This is a genomic window from Paenibacillus alkalitolerans (assembly GCF_016482785.1).
GTDB lineage: Bacteria > Bacillota > Bacilli > Paenibacillales > YIM-B00363 > Paenibacillus_AE > Paenibacillus_AE alkalitolerans.
Genome location: NZ_JAEMXM010000022.1, coordinates 67,712 through 88,248 on the forward strand (window position 1 = coordinate 67,712; position 20,537 = coordinate 88,248).

Sequence of the window (20,537 nt, forward strand, 5' to 3'; positions counted from 1 at the left end):
ACAGGCATGAAGACAGTCCAGAACCGCTTGATGAAAAAAGTGATATTGGCCCTGTTGATTCTCCTGTTCCTCTTTGTTTTTGCAACCGCTTTTGTTTCCTATGTCGTCATTGCCCAAAAGTTGAGCCATGAATTGATCAGCACGAACATGCAGCTGTTGAAGCAGATCGATCACAAATTCAATCTGACGTTGAAAAATATCGATAAAGCGGCATTTCAAATGCTCGGTTACCAGGAGATTCGCAAGTTTTTCGATGTTGAACAGACAGAACATGAATTACGGGAAAACGCTTATAAGATCGACAAGATAACGAACTCTCTTATCAACAGCGACGAGTACGTTTTTTCCGTGGATCTGTATTCGTATAAACATCAACGTCTCCTCTCCGGCAATGTGCCGATCGATGAAAACCCGATGAAAGATTACGAATGGGTTACGCAATTCGAACATTATGACGGCTTTGCCAACTGGTTGCCGATGCGGCGTTTGTTGATCAGAGGCGGCAATTATCCGATTTACAGCAACGTCGTCACCCTGGTGAGGACGTATCCGATCATCCATTCCGACGGATTTCGCCGCGGGGCGATCGCTGTCAATATCAAGGAGGATGCGCTTTACTCGCTGCTCGGAAACGAACGGGATCCGCGTTCGGACTATAACTTCATCATAGACGGCAGCGGACAAATCGTGCTCCATCACGACGAGAGCAAGCTGGGTAAAGATATCAGCGAATTTTCGTACATCTCCGCCGTTTTGCAAAACGGACGGGAAGAAGGGTATGTTCATGCCGATGTGGAAGGGAAGAATTCGACCGTTTTTTATGTGACTTCGGGGTATACGGGATGGAAGCTGATACGCGTTGTCCCGGTGATCGCACAGCAACAGGCGATGGTCGCGATGCGCAATACGCTGCTTGCCATCGCATCCGTTCTGTTCGCGGCAGCGGCGGCTGCGGGCATCGGCGTCGGATTATGGACGTTAAAACCGATTAACCGTTTTATGACCTCGATCTCGAAAAAGCTCACAACGCATCCGCTGCACGACTCCGGGCGGAAGTACGCCGACGAGTTCTTGTACTTCGAATCGATCGTTCAAAATATTTTGAACGACAGCGAACGTCTGCACCGGCAAATGGCCGAGAGCAGGCCGATCGTGAAATGGCGCCTGTTGATGGAGCTGCTGTCCAACTATCGCGTGAATTTCAAAAATGTGAAGAGATACATGGAGATGAACGGCATCCTTCTTTATCCGAACCGGTTTATCGTGATGAGCGTGGAATTCGACAACAAGGCGGAAATCGCGGAACCGCGCGACTTGCTTCTGTACGCGTACGCATTATGCAACGTCGCCGAAGAGCTGATGAACGCGGAAAGCAGGGGAGCCGCCATCGAGCTGGAAAACGGACAGTGTGCGATCATTATGAGCTTTGACGAAGATGACGATGCGGAAAAATATGTAATTCGTGCCGTCGCTGTCGCGGATTTGATCAAAAACTTCGTGCAGGAATATTTCAAGCGGACGGTGACGATCGGTATCGGTGGCAGAGTCCATTCGATGAAGGACATCCATCTGTCCTACAAGCAGTCGCAGGAAGCGCTCAAATACAAACTGATCATGGGGAACAACACGATCATTACGGCGGACGACATTGAAGGTTATCATTCTGCGGAGTTCCATCGGTTGTTCGCGATGACGGACAGTATTATCGATGCCCTGAAAATGGCGGACGCGGAAAAGATGCGGCATCATGCCAAGCGGTGGTTTGACGCCTTTATGCAGCACAATGTGCCTCCGGACATGATCAAACAATTGAACGTTCAATGCCTGATGAACGCGGCAACGTTAGCCGGCGAAATCGGGGTCGGCCCCGAGGATCTGGCGCCTTCGCAAAATATATACGAGGCGTTGAATCAATACGAAAGTCTGGACCAAATCAAGCAATTTCTGATTTCCACGCTGGAAGACTTCATAGGCAAAATCAAAGCGAAACGAAGCAGCCGCGAGAAAAACGATACGATCGAGAACGTTATGCAATTTATACGCGAGCATTATATGCGCAGCGACTTGTCGTTGAATTATTTGGCGGATAAGTTCGATGTCAGCGTGTCGCATTTGAGCAAAATGTTCAAGGAATTCACTTCGCGCAATTTTATCGATTACTTGATGGAAATCCGCATTCACAAATCGAAGGAGCTGCTGGCGGAAACGGAAGTCAAAATTCGCGAAGTCGCCGAATCGGTAGGTTATACGAACGTCAACAGCTTTGTCCGTATTTTCAAGAAAATGACCGGTCTGACGCCGGGAGAGTACAGGGAGAGAGAACGGTCAAAAAAGGAATAGCCGGAATACGGCTTTTCCGTGAAGGGGAAAAAGGAAAGCGCTTACAAACGGAGGCGTTACCTATGACAGATTTACAGGACAAACTGAAGCGATTGGAACCGGATTATAATCCGGATCTCAAACTGCTGCTTGTTCCCAATAAGAAAACTTACCATACCGCTCTTAAGATGGAAACGCACCCTTTTCTCCACGGTATCTATGAGTCTTCCGTTTATGCCCTGAACCTGCTGGATAGCGGGATCGACCGATATGCCGACCGCGCGGCCGAAATCCTGGATGTGGTCTCCGGTTTGCAGGACCGGGATCCCGCAAGCCCCACTTACGGCGTGTGGCCCTATTTTTACGAGGAATCTCTGCAGCAGATGGATATTCCGGATTGGAATTTTGCGGATTTCATCGGCAAGAAAATCGTACTGGCGATCAAGCGCCACAGGGACCGACTGCCTCCCGCTTTGCTTTCCGAGTTATTTTCGGCCGTCAGCAATGCTTGCGCGGCGATCATCAAGCGCGATGTAGGACCAGGCTATACGAACATTGCCGTTATGGGCGCTTTCGTTACGCTGGTCGGGGGCGAAGCGATTGAGGAGGCCTCTATTGCGGAGTACGGACTGAACCGGATCAAACGGCTTTACGACTACACCATGCGGCTCGGGACTTTTACGGAATATAACAGCCCCCACTACCTTCCTATAACCATTGAAGAACTGCATCACATTTACACGGAAACCGGAAGTCCGGAGGCCGTCAAGCTAACAGGAGAACTGATCCGCCTGGCATGGGAAACGATAGCGAAGCATTACCATCCCCGTACAGGTCAATGGTCCGGTCCCCACAGTCGTTCCTATGCGACGATGCTGGAACCGGAACGGAAGGAGTATCAATTTCTGAAGGAAGCTATTGGAGATCATAGCCGACCGGATGCGATCCGCTGTCCGGACGATTTGCTGCACTATTTCAACCAGGAGGAGGAGCGGCACATTCAAGCGGCAATACTGGATCAGGAAGAAGCGGGATATCAATGCTATGCGACGACTTTCATCTGTGAAGCTTTTTCGTTGGGGACTTTCACGAAAGAGATCATGTGGAACCAGCGCCGCAACTTGATCGCTTATATTGACAACCATGGAAAACCCGCATATGTGCATTTGCGCTTCATAAAGGACGGCCGTGACTGTTCATCGGCGATTTTTACCGGGGTTCAGGACAATGGTTACGTGCTTTACGGGATCAATATCGCAACGGATTACGGCGATTGGCACCCGGTTCTGGATCCGATCAACGGCTGCTTTGAGGCGGAAGACCTGCGGATCCGGCTGGAAATCGGCGGAGCGGTAGACGGCGTTGAATGGTCGGCGGAGGATGCTTGCGGCTTCGATGCGGCGATAACGATCGGCGGTCAAGTGCTGCGGATCAAGCAGGCGGCTGCCGCATCGGATCTGGGCGTGCCGGCGTTTACCGTTTCGCGGTCGGCCGAAAGCCAAGTGATCGGGGTGGACTACATTATTTATTCCGGCCTCAAGACCAACTTCAATTTTCACGATTGGGATCGTGCCGCTTGGGTTTATCTGCTGTCCTTGTCGGAGTCGTGCGAGGTTGTGCGGACGGATGTCCATACGCATAACGGGGTTCTTACGGCCAGCTGCGGAGAGTTGGACCGTCAGATAGGCATATCACTTCTGACGAAGCCCGCCGGCGTGAAAGCTTTGCTTCAGGGGAATCAAATCCGGTTTTAAAAAATGTAACCCTCTTCATTAAAGGCGAAAAGAGAGAGGAGATTCACAATGGGAAAATGGAGCAAGTTCTATCGAGGTCGCTTGCTGTTATTTCTGGCTCTTATCATGTTGGCGCCGTCCATCCCCGCCGAAGGGGTTTCCGCAGCCGACACCTTGTTGAAAACCGGAAATTATTACTATCTTCCGACAGCGGATGGAGGCAGCTTGCCCGACAAAGGAGCGGCCGATCTTGTATCGGCAAGCGAAGGCGTGCTTTTTGACGGATTGACTTCCACCTACGCCGGATGGATGGGGAGCGCCACTTCCAAAGGGACCGTGCAGGTGGTATTCGACCTGTTGAAGGACTACCCGCTTGACCGGATCCGTGTGGTTCTGAATTCGCCAAATAGATTTTGGGGATTCAAAGAATTTACCATGAAGTACCGTTCCGAGGCTGTTCCCGATTATTACTATATTGCAACCAAACATGTCCGGGAGGGCACGGACTTAAACTATTCGGTAACCGTGCCGATGTCGAACAAGTCGGCCCGATTTATCGTCATCGATATTAAACGCTCCCACGCTTATCAACATATTCCGCTCACCGAGCTTGAAATTTACAGAGGCATTGGCGACGAGGGGCAGAATCCGGGACCGGCGCTCACGGCGGCAGAGATGCGGGAAGAAATGAAGAAAGACGGCATGATGGTGGACAAATACGGACAGTGGATCTATGAGACCTGGCCGGGCAAAGTGACATCCGACGAACAACTGCGGCAGGAATACGCGGATGAGGCCCAAGCGCTGGCGGATGTTTCGTTGGATCTGACGAAATACGATTCGTACGGCGGGATCAAGAGCGGAGGCAAGTTCGCCGGCACAGGCTATTTCAGAGTTCAGCAAATCGACGGCAAGTGGTGGTTCATTACGCCGGCCGGGTACAAGTTCTTTCTGAAAGGTGTGGACGCGACCAGCCTCTGGGAGTGGGGATACGGAACGCCGTTGAAGAAAGAGGACGGCACCCCGAGGCGGGTGTTTGAGGAACTGCCCGATCCGGTCGAATTCGCTCCCGCCTATGCCAGCGATTCCGATGGCAACGTGATCGGATGTCCAGTGCCGGGAGATGGAATAGATCGCGGAAGTGTAAGCTTCGTTATCGCCAACGTCATGAAGAAATATGGAAGCGATTACGAGGCTAAATGGGAGGACATCACCAAGAAGCGTTTGATCGATTGGGGCTTCAACGCCTTCAGCAAGTGGACCAGACCAATTAATATCGAGTTTCCTTATATTCACCTTCTTCAAGACTCCAGATGCTTGAAGAAGATTCTATGGACCTACGATGTTTTCGACCCGCAGAATGAGTCCATCATCGAAGACTTCTTGAGCCCGCAGCTTAAAAAAGCGAAAAATGACCCGTGGCTGATCGGCTATACCTACGATAACGAGGCCGGGTGGACCAGTGATATTGTGAGAGAAGTGCTGACCTACAATTCCACTTCTCCGGCAAAAAGCGCGTTCGTTGATTTTCTTGCCCCAAGATACAACAACGACCTCGCCGCCGTTAACCAGCTGCTCGGTACGAACGCCGCATCGTTCGCCGAACTGAAGGATATTCCGATCAATATCGCCAAGGTTCCGGCCGTGGATGTATCGGAATACATCAGGTTGGCTTCCAGAACCTATTTCACTACGGTCACCAAAGTAATCAGAAAATACGACACGAACCACCTGTTCCTTGGCGTATCCGTCGTCCCCACGTGGCGGACCAGTCTGGATTGGGATCAGGCGGCCATGGAGTTTGTGGACGCCTTCTCCGTGGATAATTACACGAACGACCCCAGTTGGATTTCCAGATACGAGGCTTACGGAAAACCGCTGCTGAATCTGGAATATTCATTCGGCACGTCCGAACGCGGGCTGTCGCCCGTGAATGCGGCGACGAAAATGAAAAACGCGGCGGAGAGGGGCACGGCTTTTCAATCTTTCGTCGAAGGGCAAGCGGCGCATCCCTTGTTTGTCGGGTCGGGTTGGTTCACCTACTACGATCAAGCGGTCCCGGGGCGCAGAGACGGCGAGAATTTCAACATCGGCTTATTAAACCAGCAGGATCAGCCTTATACCGATATGGTTAATATTATGAAGACCGTCAATGAAGGTTTGGAGAATGTTCATCAAGACTCGTCGCCCGTCATGAGGCCGGATCCCGTCCCGATCCGGATAGAAGCCGAAAAATACAGCTCGCAGATCGGAATCATAACCGAGACGGCTTCCGATACCGGGGGAGGACAAAATATCGGTTCGTTAGACCCGGGAGACTGGGTTGCTTACAGCGGCATCAATCTGACGGGGATGGACAACATGAGCTTCAGATACGCCTCGATCCGTACAGGCACGATGCGGGTGCGTCTCGGAAGCCCTTCGGGCACGATCATCGGCACGCTTGATATAACACCCACGGGCGGATGGCAGAACTGGACTACGAAAAACATCGCGATTGCGCCTACCGTCGGCTTTCAGAATATTTACTTCACGTTTGAACGGGATGACGGTCAAACGGTTGCCAATCTCAATTATTTTGAAATTCCTGAAACTAATGAAGCCGAAAATGCCGTGTTAAGCGGAGCGGTTGCAGCGAACCATTATTCAGGGTATACCGGTACAGGATATGCAGACTATGTCAATGCAAACGGGGATTACGTCGAATGGACGGTGAACGCAAGCGCTGCCGGAACGTATGCGTTAACCTTCAGGTATGCCAATGGCGGCAGCGGGGATCGTCCGTTGAAAATAACCGTCAATGGAAGCGTCGTGAACAGCGGTTTGTCCTTTCCGCCGACAGGCGGCTGGAGCACATGGTCGACGGTAAGCATCAACGCTTCTCTGAATACCGGAACGAACACGGTGCGGGCAACTGCGATCGGATCAAGCGGCGGCAATGTGGACTCTCTGACTGTGAAGCGCTTCGACTTGACGCCTCCCCGGATTTCGATCGGCGGCGTGGAGGACGGACAAAGTTATACGGAAAGCGTCGTCCCGGTGGTGACGGCTGACGATGCCGAGAGCGGAGTCAAGAGCCTTACTATGAAGTTGAACGGGGAAGATTGGACGGCAGGCACGGCGATTACGGCCAAAGGAGAGCATACTTTGACCGTGACGGCGACCGATAACGCGGGCCACACGTCGACGAAGACCATCCGTTTCACACTTTATCACGGCACGCAGCTGCAGGTGGAGCCCGCGTCGGGCGTATACAGCGATACGACCGTCCTGAATGCAGAGTTGAAGGATTCGTCCGGACAGCCGGTATCCGGCGGGACGGTGACTTTCGCCGTGGCAGGGACAATTGTCGGAACCGCGGTCACGGATGAACAGGGAAAAGCATCGCTCGATTATACAGTGACCGTTGGCGCGGCGCCGAATGCGGATACGCTTTCACATGACGTACATGCCGTTTTCGCCCAGAACGATGCCTCCTATCTTCGCGGCAGCGAAGGAAGCTCCATTCTGACGGCGGGCAAAGAAGAAGCGGACATTGCGTACACGGGTTCAACGGTAGTATCCTCCTCTGCCGAATTAGCGCTTGCCGCCCGGGTGACGCAGCAGGATGACGGAGAACAGGGCAGTTTGGCGCAATTGCCGGTACGTTTTATTTTGAATCGTATTCATACGGACGGGACTGCAACCTCTGTAACGGAAGCGGTATACGGTACAGACGAAACGGGTAGTGTATCCGCATCCGTTCCCCTTCCTGCCGGTTTATATGAGATCAAGTCCGAACTCATGCCGAACGGCTATTACAAGACGGCGGAAAACACGGTAGTCGCGGCCGTTTACGATCCGGGGACGGGGATGCGGATAGACGGATGGCTGGAGATTCCGCCGGGAAGCGGCGAGTTCGGCGACAATGCGAAGAAGCTGATCATCGAAACCGAATGGCAGCACGGTAAGAACGGCTTGCTGCAGGGCAATCTGACGCTCCTCTCCGAACCTCAGGGGCTGCGTTTGGAAGCGCAATCCGCCGAGTGGATGGTTGTAACGGAAGATTCGTACGTATATTTGCAGGCGGTTGCTCAGGATGATAATGGAGAAATGTATACCGTCCGAATTATGGCGCCGGCTGCCTCCCCCGAAGGCGGCAATCCGCAGACTACCGTTTCGGTGACGATCTGGAAAGGAATGCAAACGAACGGGACAGCGTTGTTCCAGGTATTCGGCCAAACGTTCTACGGGTTCGTCCTGGAGACTTGATACGGCAAAAAACGTATCCCCGCACGACATGGATCGTGCGGGGATACGAATATTTCATATCATCACGCATCATTATCATGAAATGATACGGGGAGGATAAAGATAATGAGAGTGAACGATGACCCTTACGTCAATAATGTGGAAAGGAAGATCATTGAAAGCATCGCCAAGGGAAAAACAAACCGGGAGATCGCAACTGAGATCGGAAGATCGGAAGCTACGGTTAGGAACTATATCTACATTTTATTTCAAAGATTCGGATGCAAAAACAGGACAGAGCTGGCTATGTTATTTCTGGAGAAGTTCGGAAAAAAATAACAGTATTTTCTACTCTATAGGAAGCGCTTACACATATTTATAATTCAGGGCAGGAGGCTGATAAAAAATTCTCCGTGGGGGGAGGTTACATGAATATGGGAAAATTTCGTAAATTGTTTCAGGGGCGTATTTTCAAAATATTTTTGGCACTTATCATGCCAGCCTCGTTTATTCCTGCCGGAAGCGTTCATGGGTCGGGCACTTTGCTGAAAACCGGAAATTATTATTATAGCCCTGCCCCGGATGGAGGCAGCTTGCCCGATAAGGGATCGACGGGGTTGGTATCTTCTTCGGAGGGCGTCCTATTTGACGGATCGACCTCGACTTATGCCGGATGGATGGGAAGCGCCTCTTCCCAAGGAACGGTGCAGGTGGTCTTCGACCTGCTGAAGGACTACCCGTTGGAACAGATCCGGGTGGTGCTGAATTCGCCCAACAGCTATTGGGGATTCAGGGAGTTTACCATGAAGTACCGTTCGGAGGCTAATCCCGATTATTACTATATTGCAACCAAACATGTCCGGGAGGGCACGGACTTGAACTATTCGGTTACCGTGCCGATGTCAAACAAGCCGGCCAGGTTTATCGTCATGGACATCAAGCGTTCGCACTCCTATCNGAACTATTCGGTTACCGTGCCGATGTCAAACAAGCCGGCCAGGTTTATCGTCATGGACATCAAGCGTTCGCACTCCTATCAACATATACCTTTTACGGAAATTGAAATTTATCGTGGCACGGGCGACGAGGGACAAAATCCGGCTCCCGCGCTTACGGTAGAAGGGATGCAGGCCGAACTGAAGAAAGATGCCAGGATGGCGGATAAATACGGGCAGTGGATCTATGAAACGTGGCCTGGCAAGGTGACATCCGACGCGCAGATGCAGCAGGAATATACGGATGAGGCGAACGCGCTGGCGAATGTTTCACTGGACGTTTCCAAATACGATAAGTATGGCGGGATTAAAAGCGGAGGAAAGTATGCAAAAACCGGCTATTTCCGGCTGCAGCAAATCGACGGCAAATGGTGGTTCATCACACCGGACGGTTACAAATTCTTTCTGAAGGGCGTGGATGCGGCAAGCATATGGGAATGGGGATACGGGACGCCGCTGAAGAAAGCGGACGGCACCCCGCGGCAGGTGTTCGAGGAGCTTCCCGATCCGGTCGCGTATGCTCCTGCTTATGCAAATGATGCCAATGGCGAAAGGGTCAGCTTCGTCGTCGCCAATGTGATGAAAAAATACGGCAGCGATTATGAGGCGAAATGGGAGAATATCACCAAAAAGCGGTTGATCGATTGGGGCTTCAACGCCTTCAGCAAGTGGAGCAGACCGAATAATGTGAAGTTTCCATACATTCATGTGCTGCAGGATCCGGCAAGTTTACGAAGGATTAAATGGACATACGACGTTTTTGACCCGCAGAACGAATCCATTATCGAAAGCGAGTTGAGCGCACAGCTTCGTAATGCGGCGAACGACCCGTGGCTGATCGGCTATACTTACGATAATGAAGCCGGGTGGAACAGTGAAATTGTGCAGGAGGTGCTGAGGTACGATTCGTCTTCCCCGGCGAAAAGCGCCTTCGTGGATTTTCTGGCGCCAAGGTACAATAACGACATTGCTGTCGTCAACCAGCTTCTGGGTACGAACGCCGCATCTTTCTCGGCTCTCAAGGATACTAAGATCGATTTCGCCAAGGTTCCGGCTGTGGATGTATCGGAATATATCAGGCTGGCATCCAGAACGTATTTCTCGACGGTCAAGAATATAATCAAGAAATACGATTCGAACCATCTGTTCTTGGGTGTGTCTGTCGTTCCGACCTGGCGGACCGGTCTGGATTGGGATCAGACGGCCATGGAGTTTGTAGACGCTTTTTCTGTAGATAATTATACGAATGACGCGGGCTGGATTTCCCGATATGAAGCGTACGGAAAACCGCTGTTGAATCTGGAGTATTCCTTCGGTACCGCCGAACGCGGGTTGTCGCCCGTCAATACGGCCACAAAAGTTGCGAGCATCGCGGACAGAGGAGCGGCTTACAAGTCGTTCGTAGAAAGCCAGGCCGCCCATCCGCTGTTTGTGGGCTCCGGCTGGTTTGTGTATTACGACCAGGCTGTGACAGGTCGCAGAGACGGAGAGAATTTCAATACAGGCTTGGTTAACCAGCAGGATCAGCCTTATGCGGAAATGGTCAATACCATGAAGACAGTGAACACAGATCTGGAAAATGTGCATCAAAACGCGCCGCCCCCGGTCGTGCCGGACCCCGCCCCGGTCAGGATCGAAGCCGAAAAATATAGTTCGCAGATGGGAATCGTCACCGAGACGACTTCCGATACCGGGGGAGGGCAGAATATCGCTTCGTTACACCCTGGAGACTGGGTTGCTTATAGCGGCGTCAATTTGACGGGGATCGATAGCATCGGTTTCAGAATCGCCTCTATCCGGACCGGAACGCTGCGGGTGCGTGTTGGCAGCCCGACGGGTACGATCATAGGCACGCTTGATATTGCGTCCACCGGAGGCTGGCAGAACTGGATCACCAAGAATATCGCGATTACGCCTACCGTCGGCATCCAAAATCTTTATTTTACGTTTGAGCGCGATGACGGTGAGGCGGTTGGCAATATCAATTATTTTGAAATTCCTGCAACTTATGAAGCGGAAGATGCCGTGTTAAGCGGACCGGTTATAGCGAACCATTATTCGGGGTATACCGGTACAGGGTATGCAGACTATATCAATGCAAGCGGAGATTATGTCGAATGGACGGTGAATGCAAGCGCTGCCGGAACGTATACTTTGAGATTCAGGTATGCCAACGGAGGCAGCGGGGATCGCCCGCTTAACATTACGGTCAATGGAAGAGAAGTCAGCAGCAGCTTGTCCTTTCCGCCGACCGGCAGCTGGAGTACATGGTCGACGGTAAGCATCGCCGCTTCTCTGAATGCCGGGACGAATACGGTACGGGCAGCCGCGATCGGATCCGGAGGCGGCAATGTGGACTCTCTGACCGTCCGGAAGAGCCCTTCATAGTAAGCGCGTTGAAAGCGATGTTACAAAGGGAAAAATTGAACGCCTCCATCGTTGATATCGCACAAACGTATCCCCGCACGGCATGGATCGTGCGGGGATAATTTCATTATTGCTTTTGAAGTAATATGTTTACTATATTAAGTAAGGGACTGTGAAAAATATCCGACGTTGTTGGTGCGAGGGAATACATTGAATAAGACAAACACGCTTTTCATAGTTGCGATTGTTTTTGTTACATCGGTTATTCTCGTGCAAACGACGCCAATCTATATCGGTTTGGCGGCCGCTTTGCTTGTCGCCATGTTCTATCTATTCTCATCTAACGATAACAAGGGCGTACTTCTTACCATTACCTTATACATAGCCGGGTTTTGGATCTCATTCTATCTTGCTTCATTTTTCAGATATTCTATCAACGCCTCCGCAGAAACGGAAATCATCCTTTCACGCTTCAGTCTGCTGGGATACATTGCGCCTCTATCTGTATTGGCGATGATTTACAAAACAAAAACAAATTACGTCTCCGCCGGAAGCTTCTCGAGCACGGTTCGTCCGCTTATCTGGCGCGGTTTTCCGGAACCGGTATGGAGATTTCTAATCGTCTTCTCCCTTGTCGCAATCGCATCGTTTAGCTTCGCCATTGATTTTCATCGGGAAGACTTTTATTTATTGCTGTACTATGGACTCCTGTTTGCATTAGTGAACTCGGTTTTGGAAGAACTGTTGTGGCGCGGTTATATGTTAAGCCGGTTTGTCGATTATTTTGGCGAAAAGTTAGGACTCGTCGTCACGAGCTTGGGCTTCGGTTTATATCACTACTCGATAGGCTTTCCATGGCTCATATGCATCTCGTTTTCATTGTTCGGAATGTTGATGGGGGGTATGGCGATCAAGTCCAACGGTCTCCTGCCGGTCATCGTAATGCACTTTGTGATGAACGTCTTATTTGCACTAAGCGGAATGATCTTTTAGCCGTTTGGCAGCTGTTCGAGTTCAGTTGCAGCGGTCATGTGGCCGCGGATATGAATCACAAATATTTTACCCACCGCATAAAAAGGTACCGCCATAATCAACCCGAGAGGACCGAACAAACTGCCGGCGCACAACACCAGGAGAATAATCGTTAACGGATGAATCTCCAGGTGCTTGCCTAATATTTGCGGCGACACGATATTTCCTTCAAGCTGCTGCGCAATGACCATTACGACAATGACCTTGACGACCATGGCCGGAGAATGCGCAACAGCTACCAGAACGGCGGGGGCCGCCGCAATGAACGCGCCGATGTATGGAATGAAATTGGTGACCACCGCCGCCAATGCCAATAAGATCGCATAGTCAATGCCGATGATTAAGTATCCTGTCAGCAGCAGCACCCCGACGCAGGCCGCAACCGTGATTTGTCCCCGAACATAACTGCTTAATGTGTGATCGATCTTGTTAAGCAATCGTTTACTCGTTAATTGCCGGCTTTTTGGAAGCATCCGTACCAGTCCGCCGGCAATTTTCCTATCGTCCTTCAGCAAGTAATACAAGATAAACGGTACAATAACCGCAAAAATAAATGTATTGGTTACAAAGCTCAACGCGCTTTGTATTGAAATTCTGAAAGAATCGATCACAGGCGCCGCATATTGTTGAATGTCAACATTCAGATCCCCGACATATTGCTTAAACCATTCACTTTCCGTCATTTTAATGCCTCTGTCGGCGATCGATTGAATAAGAGAAGGGCATTGGACAATAAATGCGGTCAACTGATTTTTGATCATCGGAGCGAGAAAGTAAAACGTTATTGTTAATAGAGCGATGCTTGCCGTATAGATTAACAAGATAGCAAGAGCTTTCGGCATTTTTCTGTTTACAAGAAACCGAACGACCGGCCGCAATAAATAATATAGAACGACTGTGATAAGCAATGGGAAAAATAATAGCTTCAACACGGCTATGAAGGGATGAAAGATAAAAGCGAAATTTATGCTCGTTCCGATGATCAGGATCACGAGCAGAATGCCGAATCCGACCCGGAAAAAATTATTGTTTACAATCTCTTTCATCCCGCGGCTTTCCTGACCGTCAAGTATTCCGGATTCGCTCCATCCGAATGACTGAAAACTGTGCCTGTGTAAACCTCTTGGAGGAATGGGGATGCCGAGAAATCCCACGGTGTAACGAGTTCCGGCGGCTTATTTATTAATGGAATGCCTGCTTGCTGGAACAAAAAGGCGACAAACTGGGAGCAGAAAAATGCATTCTTTCGGTTAATCTTCTTGTTGAGCAATACCCCGATCATACCCAAGAAGTTGAATTTGTAACGATAACTGTGGTCCATCATCCAGGTGAGACGGTCGTAAATCATATTGTATTCAAGCCGGCTGACTCGGCAGCGGTAAACCGCCAATTCCATCCCGTCATAGAACGAGTCCTCAAAATTTTCTTTGATTAATCCTGCCTCAAACGGATTGTTCAATCTCTTTCTGCCGAAGGTATATACTTCGCGAAGTTCGCTGTCAAACGCAATAGATGCGTGATTGTACGGAGCATTAGTAAATATTCTAATCAATTTGCTAAACCATGTCCCCGTGCTTGTAAGAACTATATAAATGTCTTTGCCCTCCGTCATATGGAAAACTCCTCTCCAAGTTGCTTTCCTACATCGTATATGGAAATCGTTTCTTTCAAAACGTACCGAAGTTGTAACGATCCGCAAGTCCAGGGTCGCAACGATTCCCCGACCTTCGGCGGGCGGGTGCTAAGCTATGCTGCGGTTCCTTTAATTGGGAATATGCAGAGTACTTGGACATAGAATAGTTGTATCAATTAACTTGTACTCCCTGGGGGATATATGAATAAAAAATCGATTGCGATATTACAAATAGCCGCTACTTATATCGGTACGGTGGTGGGAGCCGGATTTGCGTCGGGGCAGTCGATCATGCAGTTTTTCACTGTGTACGGGGGAGCGGTTGGAGGAGCAGGAATAGCGATCACTACAGTGCTGTTTATGTGGATCGGGACAAAAATGATGCTGCTTTCCCACCGGATCAAAGCATTTTCTTATCAGGAACTCAACAATTACTTGTTTGGAGACATTTTTGGCAAAGCGGCGAATATGTTGACTTTTATCATCCTGTTCGGGGTAACAGCCGTAATGATGTCCGGTACCGGGTCCATCTTTGAGGAACAGCTCGGACTGCCCTATCAGTTTGGCATTGTGGTCAGCATAGTACTGAGCTATTTGGTGATGACCAAAGAATTGAACGGAATATTGGCGATTAATTCGCTGGTAGTCCCTATGATGCTATTTTTCACTATACTTATTGCTATTACGGTTGTCGGAACTGATGGAATATTTCAGACGACCGGATGGCAGCAACAACAATTGCATGATTATAAGTGGCTGATCACCCCGTTCACGTATGCCGCATTAAATTTTGCCTTTGTACAGTCGGTTATGGTTCCTTTGGGAAGCGAAGCGGAGGATGAGAGCACGATAAAATGGGGGGGATTTTGGGGCGGCGTCGGTCTCGGGTTTATGCTTCTGATCAGTCACCTTGCGATCAATTCCAGAATGCCTGAAATTATTACGTTCGAAATCCCGATGGCCGAGATTATCCGGAATTTCGGACCGTTATTTCATGTATTGTTCTTATTGGTGATATACGGTGAAATTTTTACGACATTGATCGGCAATGTGTTCGGTATGACCAGACAAATCCGAAGCTTGTACGATCTTCCGAGGAATGCGGTCGTATTGGCAACGCTGCTTGCTTGTTTCCTAATCAGTCAGGCGGGGTTCACTTCACTCCTTACATATCTTTATCCGTTATTCGGGTATATGGGCATCATTCTTCTTATCTTCTTGGCGGCTAAACAAATGCCTGGAAAAACATGGAAACGGCCTTGGCGCAGATGATGCGGTTCAAGGCCGTTTCGTAATGTGTCAGGCAGCTTCCTTGAGCAGTTGACCGGTTTTCCTGCCGAATGTGACGAAATACAAGAGCGCGCTCGCAACGACGATAAAGCATAATACCAAGATGAGATTTCCGTACAAAAACGATTGCGGGCTCGAGACGAACGGATGCAGCCGAAAGTCGAGCAGCGAATTTTCCATCACTTTGGAGACGATCGCCGTCCCGACCGCTCCGGAAATAAACGATGTCATATTATAAAATCCCATGCCTACTCCTATTTGTTGAGGAGGCAATATTTGCGTCACGCTTTCCGTCAATGCCGTCTGAATGAAAGAAAAACCGATGTACATGATGATTAATGCGGCACCGATATACCAAACCCAGTGCCCAATAGATGAAGATTGCAGCAGAAGGCTCATTGCAAGTAATGCAAGCCCCAGGTACACGACAAAATGGCTTCCCCGCTTAACCGTCATCTTTCCTGCAACCGTGCCGAATATGACCGCGCTGAAGGCGCCCGGGAACATGACGAGCCCGATGTACTCCGTACTTAAGCCGTACATCTTGCTCAACATGAGCGGAATCACAAACATCATGGCCAGCACCGTGCTGAAGATGAGAAAACCGATGATGAGCGCGCTCCGGTAAAGCGGATTGGAGAACAAAGACGGATCGACAAACGGTTCATCCGCACGGCGGATCCGCACGATAAACAAGACGAGCGAGACGGCCGAAATAAGCAGATAAATCCAGTCGGTCTCTGTCGTAAACAAAACAAGCGTCGAAACCGTAATGCCCATCATCACCGCTCCAAGCACATCCAATTTACCCGTTCCTCGGCCCTCCTTAGGCAACAGCTTTTGGAAGAAATATACCGCGACGAGTACGGGGAGCGGGACCAAGAACAAAAACGACCAATGAAACGATCCTGCGACATATCCGCCAAGAACCGGACCGATGCCGATCGCAAAGGAAACGGTCGATGTAATGATGCCGAACATCTTCCCCCGTTCCTCCTGCGTAAAATATCGGGCTACCATGACCATAACCAATGCCGGGATGGCGGATGCTCCAGCCCCTTGAATCGCTCGGGATACAATGACACCGGGGTACCACGATTGCAAGGCAAAGCCTAGAATGGAACCCAAGCTGTACAGAACGATTCCGGTCGTGATCAGTTTCTTGACACTGAATATATCGGAAAGTTTACCGAAAATGACAGCCCCCATGCCGAATACTATGATGAAGATCGTGATCACCCAGCTCACGCCGGATTCATCAAGTGCGAACTGTTCGGCGATGTTGGGCGTGGAAACGTTAAAAACCGATTCGTTGAGTACGGCAAAAAAGAGGATGTAATAAATCCATGGAACGCTCTTCTTCATATTATACGTTGCCGCGGCAGTATTTGAATTTCTCTCCGTGTGTATCATCTCTTTATGCTTCCTTTCTTTCTAAGGGTAAGTCCCGATTGAGCCGGTCCCGGATGTTTTCCCAGGACGACAATGTTTCAAGCAATTTGTTTTCCTGTTCCTTCAGCACTTCCATTTGTTGCCGAACTTCGATTAGCCTGCTCTCGTAGAGAGAAATCGCTTCACTCACGCATTGGAATTCGCTGACAGGCTCGCATTCCGAGCCGGCGTGGCCCAAGAAGTGTGCGATTTCATCCGTGCCAAGCCCCACACCCAAGTAAAATTTGATCAACTGAATGCGCTCAATATCGGCTTGACTGTAGCGGCGGTATCCGTTTTCCGTTCGCTTCGGGTTCAGCAGCTTCTTTTTCTCATAATATCGAAGGGAACGGACGCTGACTCCGGTTTGCAACGAAACTTCTTTTATGGTGATACGCATCTCCTCCTTTCCGGATATTGCGATTTTAAAGTATGACATTGTGTCAACGTCAAGCATTTTCCAAAAATTTGTTTTGAGAAGTAATGGTATGTGATACTCTTGTAGTGAATATATGAATGGGGGCGTTGCCGATGGATGAACAAGTATTGATTTTCGGGCGCATTGTTCAAGGGGATAACGCATAACCAGCCCTATAAACTGCGTGATGCCCGTCTTATACGAAAGGGGAATCATGTTGGACAACGAAATATTATTATCCGCAGATAAGACTGTCAGCCGGCAAGATAACGTCGTGCTTCGGCCATCAGGTCCATGGACACCGCATGTTCACGATTTCTTAAGGCAATTGGAGAGCGCCGGATTCCCGGCGCAGCGGGTCAATGGCTCCGGATTTGCTTCGGACGGCCGCGAGACGCTCAGCTTCATTGAAGGGGAGTTCGTGCATCCCGGTCCATGGAGCGACGAAGCGATGGTTGAGGTCGGCCGGATGCTGCGACGGCTTCACGATGCGGGTTCATCGTTCGAGCCCGCCGAAGATGCGGTGTGGAAGCCGTGGTTTTTGCGAGAGCTGGGCGGCCCGGGACGGGTAATCAGCCACGGAGACGTAGCGCCGTGGAACATGGTGACTCGCGACGGTATGCCTGTCGCATTGTAGAGGTCGCCGTATGCGAGACGGCCGAAGAAGCCATCGAGGCACGCGTTACCCCGGAAAGCGAGGGGCCGCTCTGGGGCATCGCCTGGAGAGCCCGTGCCGCTGCTTGGATGCTGAGAAACCGGTCCGTATTGGAGAACGCCTTGTTCTAGCAAAACTTAGTTATGGCAGTCAGGTGCTTCACTTGACTGCCGTTTCTTTTTGCCAGCGCTATTGGTTAAGAAAGGAAACAACGGAGGTGTCTCAGAGGAATTGATGAGCGATTATCATCCTATACAATCGCCTAAATTGCAGCAGGAGCTGCAGCACCCCGGTTACAGCTACCGGGAATATGCTCCGGGCGATAGCTTGGCATCGCATGTCGCTTGCTATTGGACTATGGACTTTCATGCAGACAATGGGAATCAATTGCATCGGATCATCCCGGATGGCTGCGTGGATATTATCGTTGACCGCCGATCGCTCTCCTGCTGGAAGGCAGCCTTTATCGAAGGGTTGATGACCCAATTTGAGGTCATGAGTCTTTCCCAAGCCCAGTCTTTGTTCGGCATCCGCTTATTTTCGGAATCAGCGCAGTCCATATTAAAATTTCCCGTCTCTACATTTATCGGTCAACATGTTCTTTTGGAGGATATATGGGGAGCTGAAGGGCTGTTCATGGTTGAAGAAATCTTATTTGCTGATTCAACCTCCAAAATTATTGAAATCGTTGAGCATAAACTGAAATATTTATTATCAATAAACAAGACTCCAACCAATTCTTTGCTACACACAAGTATGAAGTATATGTACACCTTTAAGGGTAGTATCTCAACAGTGGATCTGGCGGAAAAGCTTAGTTTCAGTGAACGGCATCTAAGAAGAACCTTTGAACATGAGCTGGGTTTGAGCCCAAAGGAAATGCTAGGGATCGTTCGATTTCAAAGCATGCTGCAGGAGCTTTATAGCGGCACCCATTCAAGTTTTACGGACATTGCGGTAAAATACGGCTACTATGATCAATCGCATTTCATTAAAAACTTCAAGCGTTATTACGGGATACTGCCCAAACAACTATCGAAAACGGATTGAAAAGTCCGTTTTTTACTATTTTCACAACAAAAATAAAGTTATGATATTCATTGAATCTAGTGCAAAGATATTGATCAATGGGTATGGTGGATAGCGGCGGCCTTGGTAGTCTTCTTATTTTCGCGGTGTACAAGTCAAACCTCAATTATAGGAGCTGAGAGTCATGGGAGTTAAATTTGATATGATCGGCATTGTTGTGAAAGACATGAAAAAGGCTTTAGACTTCTATCGTATACTGGGATTGGAAATACCGGAGAGTGCCAACGACGACATACACGTTGAAGTTGCTCAAAGCGGTTTCCGACTGGCGTTTGACACACAAGAAACCATTAAAGACATTTATGGCGGTTGGGACGAGCCTGCAGGTCATCGTATTGAGTTGGCATTTCTGTGCGACAGCCGCGAAGCAGTAGACGAGTTGTTCAGTAAAACAACGGAGCATGGATACAGCGGATACCGCGAGCCATGGGATGCTTTCTGGGGCCAGCGCTACGCGATCGTGCAGGACCCCGATGGCAATTTAATAAGTCTCTTTGCTTAGCAGCGGCTCATAGAAAAGTAGCTATTTGAAACAATTAGGTCATGAACTTCATTTTGTCATACTGTATGGATAGAATTCGAAATGAAAGGGGAACAAGGAGGATGGGCACATTAAATTCCAGGACCATAACCATTGCCATAGAACGCTCGCACAAAGAAATATATGAATTTGTACACAACCCTGAAAACTTTCCAAAGTGGGTGACTTCATTCTGTCTATCTGCAAGGAAATCCGGAGATGATTGGATCATGGAGACGACAGAAGGGCCGATGAGTATCCGATTCGAGGAAAGAAACAATTTTGGCGTTCTGGATCATTACGTACGTTTTGCGTCTGGGGAAGAAATTATGAATCCTGTGCGGGTGATTCCTAATGGTTCCGGAAGCGTAGTGATATTCACTCTCTATCAGATGCCGGATATTTCGGATGAACGATTTAATACGGATAGCGGAATGGTTGAAAACGACTTGAATACATTGAAAAGTATTTTGGAAAAGTAACAAACCACTGCGCTTAACGATTCAATGGAGGAATCCAAAGTGGGAAATCAGGGATTGAATCGATGCTTGATACCTTTATTATGGGGAACACAAGATGACCAGAAAGCCAATTGAGGAAGAGAAGAACTCCAGCCGGGTATATTGTCAGCAATTTTATAAATCTTGATTTTTTTCATGCAGTAGGTTGCTATTTCCGACATTTATGATCGTTATGGCCTTGGGAGAAATAGACTTCTGTTTCCGCCAAGTGCACTTTCATTACTTGCCGTTACAGACATCACGGAAACAATCGGCAAGGGAATATTACAGATTTTAGCCGAGAAAGCCCTCGCCTTTAGGCATG

General features: G+C 49.4%; 16 protein-coding genes. 12 read left to right on the plus strand and 4 right to left on the minus strand.

All coding sequences use genetic code 11. From position 1 onward, the window contains the following. The first annotated feature begins 6 nt into the window (after window positions 1-6). From JET16_RS24225 to JET16_RS24250, 6 genes are all read left to right on the plus strand, one after another. A complete protein-coding gene (locus JET16_RS24225) occupies window positions 7-2,340 on the plus strand; it encodes a helix-turn-helix domain-containing protein (protein ID WP_199621400.1) in 2,334 nt (777 codons plus the stop codon). A gap of 62 nt (window positions 2,341-2,402) precedes the next feature. Continuing rightward, complete coding sequence (locus JET16_RS24230) at window positions 2,403-4,073, plus strand: hypothetical protein (RefSeq protein ID WP_199621402.1); 1,671 nt, start codon at window positions 2,403-2,405, stop codon at window positions 4,071-4,073. 48 nt (window positions 4,074-4,121) lie between these two features. Beyond that, window positions 4,122-8,303 (plus strand): carbohydrate-binding protein, encoded by a 4,182-nt coding sequence (locus JET16_RS24235; RefSeq protein WP_199621404.1) that lies wholly within the window; start codon window positions 4,122-4,124, stop codon window positions 8,301-8,303. A 105-nt stretch (window positions 8,304-8,408) separates the two neighbouring features. Beyond that, entirely contained in the window at window positions 8,409-8,621 is a 213-nt protein-coding gene (locus JET16_RS24240) for a response regulator transcription factor (RefSeq protein ID WP_199621405.1), read from the plus strand. Window positions 8,622-10,828: 2,207 nt separating this feature from the next. Beyond that, window positions 10,829-11,665, plus strand: a complete 837-nt coding sequence (locus tag JET16_RS31250) for a carbohydrate-binding protein (RefSeq protein WP_456093985.1) — start codon at window positions 10,829-10,831, stop codon at window positions 11,663-11,665. Between the two features lie 189 nt (window positions 11,666-11,854). Then, window positions 11,855-12,637: a CPBP family intramembrane glutamic endopeptidase gene (locus JET16_RS24250; protein ID WP_199621407.1), complete on the plus strand. Its 783-nt coding sequence runs from the start codon at window positions 11,855-11,857 to the stop codon at window positions 12,635-12,637. On the opposite strand, the gene JET16_RS24255 is transcribed toward JET16_RS24250, so the two are convergent. Continuing rightward, the gene (locus JET16_RS24255; protein ID WP_199621408.1) at window positions 12,634-13,722 is read right to left on the minus strand and encodes an AI-2E family transporter; all 1,089 of its coding nucleotides are present in this window, start codon (window positions 13,720-13,722) and stop codon (window positions 12,634-12,636) included. The genes JET16_RS24250 and JET16_RS24255 overlap by 4 nt on opposite strands. Next, window positions 13,719-14,288: a C40 family peptidase gene (locus JET16_RS24260; protein ID WP_199621410.1), complete on the minus strand. Its 570-nt coding sequence runs from the start codon at window positions 14,286-14,288 to the stop codon at window positions 13,719-13,721. Before JET16_RS24260 ends, JET16_RS24255 begins: the two co-directional genes overlap by 4 nt. Window positions 14,289-14,510: 222 nt before the next feature. On the opposite strand from JET16_RS24260, the gene JET16_RS24265 reads away from it, so the two are divergent. Further along, complete coding sequence (locus JET16_RS24265; protein WP_199621411.1) at window positions 14,511-15,581, plus strand: YkvI family membrane protein; 1,071 nt, start codon at window positions 14,511-14,513, stop codon at window positions 15,579-15,581. Window positions 15,582-15,608: 27 nt separating this feature from the next. Here the strand turns inward: JET16_RS24265 and JET16_RS24270 are convergent, their stop codons facing one another. Then, on the minus strand, window positions 15,609-17,012 hold the full coding sequence (locus tag JET16_RS24270) for an MFS transporter (RefSeq protein ID WP_199621412.1): 1,404 nt from the start codon (window positions 17,010-17,012) through the stop codon (window positions 15,609-15,611). A 4-nt stretch (window positions 17,013-17,016) separates the two neighbouring features. Continuing rightward, the gene (locus tag JET16_RS24275; RefSeq protein WP_199621413.1) at window positions 17,017-17,430 is read right to left on the minus strand and encodes a MerR family transcriptional regulator; all 414 of its coding nucleotides are present in this window, start codon (window positions 17,428-17,430) and stop codon (window positions 17,017-17,019) included. Window positions 17,431-17,662: 232 nt separating this feature from the next. Here JET16_RS24275 and JET16_RS24280 point away from each other — a divergent pair, with 232 nt between their 5' ends. The 5 genes from JET16_RS24280 to JET16_RS24295 all read left to right on the plus strand — a co-directional run bounded on the left by JET16_RS24280 (window position 17,663) and on the right by JET16_RS24295 (window position 20,194). Continuing rightward, a complete protein-coding gene (locus JET16_RS24280; RefSeq protein ID WP_233532189.1) occupies window positions 17,663-18,085 on the plus strand; it encodes an aminoglycoside phosphotransferase/kinase family protein in 423 nt (140 codons plus the stop codon). Further along, the gene (locus tag JET16_RS30315; RefSeq protein ID WP_233532190.1) at window positions 18,043-18,234 is read left to right on the plus strand and encodes a hypothetical protein; all 192 of its coding nucleotides are present in this window, start codon (window positions 18,043-18,045) and stop codon (window positions 18,232-18,234) included. The genes JET16_RS24280 and JET16_RS30315 overlap by 43 nt, the downstream gene beginning before the upstream one ends. A gap of 103 nt (window positions 18,235-18,337) precedes the next feature. After that, complete coding sequence (locus JET16_RS24285) at window positions 18,338-19,153, plus strand: AraC family transcriptional regulator (protein ID WP_233532200.1); 816 nt, start codon at window positions 18,338-18,340, stop codon at window positions 19,151-19,153. A 163-nt stretch (window positions 19,154-19,316) separates the two neighbouring features. After that, window positions 19,317-19,694, plus strand: coding sequence for a VOC family protein (locus JET16_RS24290; RefSeq protein ID WP_199621417.1), 378 nt, complete (start codon window positions 19,317-19,319; stop codon window positions 19,692-19,694). 101 nt (window positions 19,695-19,795) lie between these two features. Further along, window positions 19,796-20,194, plus strand: a complete 399-nt coding sequence (locus JET16_RS24295) for a hypothetical protein (RefSeq protein ID WP_199621420.1) — start codon at window positions 19,796-19,798, stop codon at window positions 20,192-20,194. Window positions 20,195-20,537: the final 343 nt, after the last annotated feature.

Coding starts and splice junctions, on each gene's coding strand:
- JET16_RS24260 (WP_199621410.1), bottom strand. CDS start 14,288: ATGACGGAGGGCAAAGACATTTATATAGTTCTTACAAGCACGGGGACA.
- JET16_RS24280 (WP_233532189.1), top strand. CDS start 17,663: ATGTTGGACAACGAAATATTATTATCCGCAGATAAGACTGTCAGCCGG.
- JET16_RS24270 (WP_199621412.1), bottom strand. CDS start 17,012: ATGATACACACGGAGAGAAATTCAAATACTGCCGCGGCAACGTATAAT.
- JET16_RS24235 (WP_199621404.1), top strand. CDS start 4,122: ATGGGAAAATGGAGCAAGTTCTATCGAGGTCGCTTGCTGTTATTTCTG.
- JET16_RS24240 (WP_199621405.1), top strand. CDS start 8,409: ATGAGAGTGAACGATGACCCTTACGTCAATAATGTGGAAAGGAAGATC.
- JET16_RS24295 (WP_199621420.1), top strand. CDS start 19,796: ATGGGCACATTAAATTCCAGGACCATAACCATTGCCATAGAACGCTCG.
- JET16_RS24265 (WP_199621411.1), top strand. CDS start 14,511: ATGAATAAAAAATCGATTGCGATATTACAAATAGCCGCTACTTATATC.
- JET16_RS24255 (WP_199621408.1), bottom strand. CDS start 13,722: ATGAAAGAGATTGTAAACAATAATTTTTTCCGGGTCGGATTCGGCATT.
- JET16_RS24225 (WP_199621400.1), top strand. CDS start 7: ATGAAGACAGTCCAGAACCGCTTGATGAAAAAAGTGATATTGGCCCTG.
- JET16_RS31250 (WP_456093985.1), top strand. CDS start 10,829: ATGAAGACAGTGAACACAGATCTGGAAAATGTGCATCAAAACGCGCCG.
- JET16_RS24230 (WP_199621402.1), top strand. CDS start 2,403: ATGACAGATTTACAGGACAAACTGAAGCGATTGGAACCGGATTATAAT.
- JET16_RS24290 (WP_199621417.1), top strand. CDS start 19,317: ATGGGAGTTAAATTTGATATGATCGGCATTGTTGTGAAAGACATGAAA.
- JET16_RS24275 (WP_199621413.1), bottom strand. CDS start 17,430: ATGCGTATCACCATAAAAGAAGTTTCGTTGCAAACCGGAGTCAGCGTC.
- JET16_RS24285 (WP_233532200.1), top strand. CDS start 18,338: ATGAGCGATTATCATCCTATACAATCGCCTAAATTGCAGCAGGAGCTG.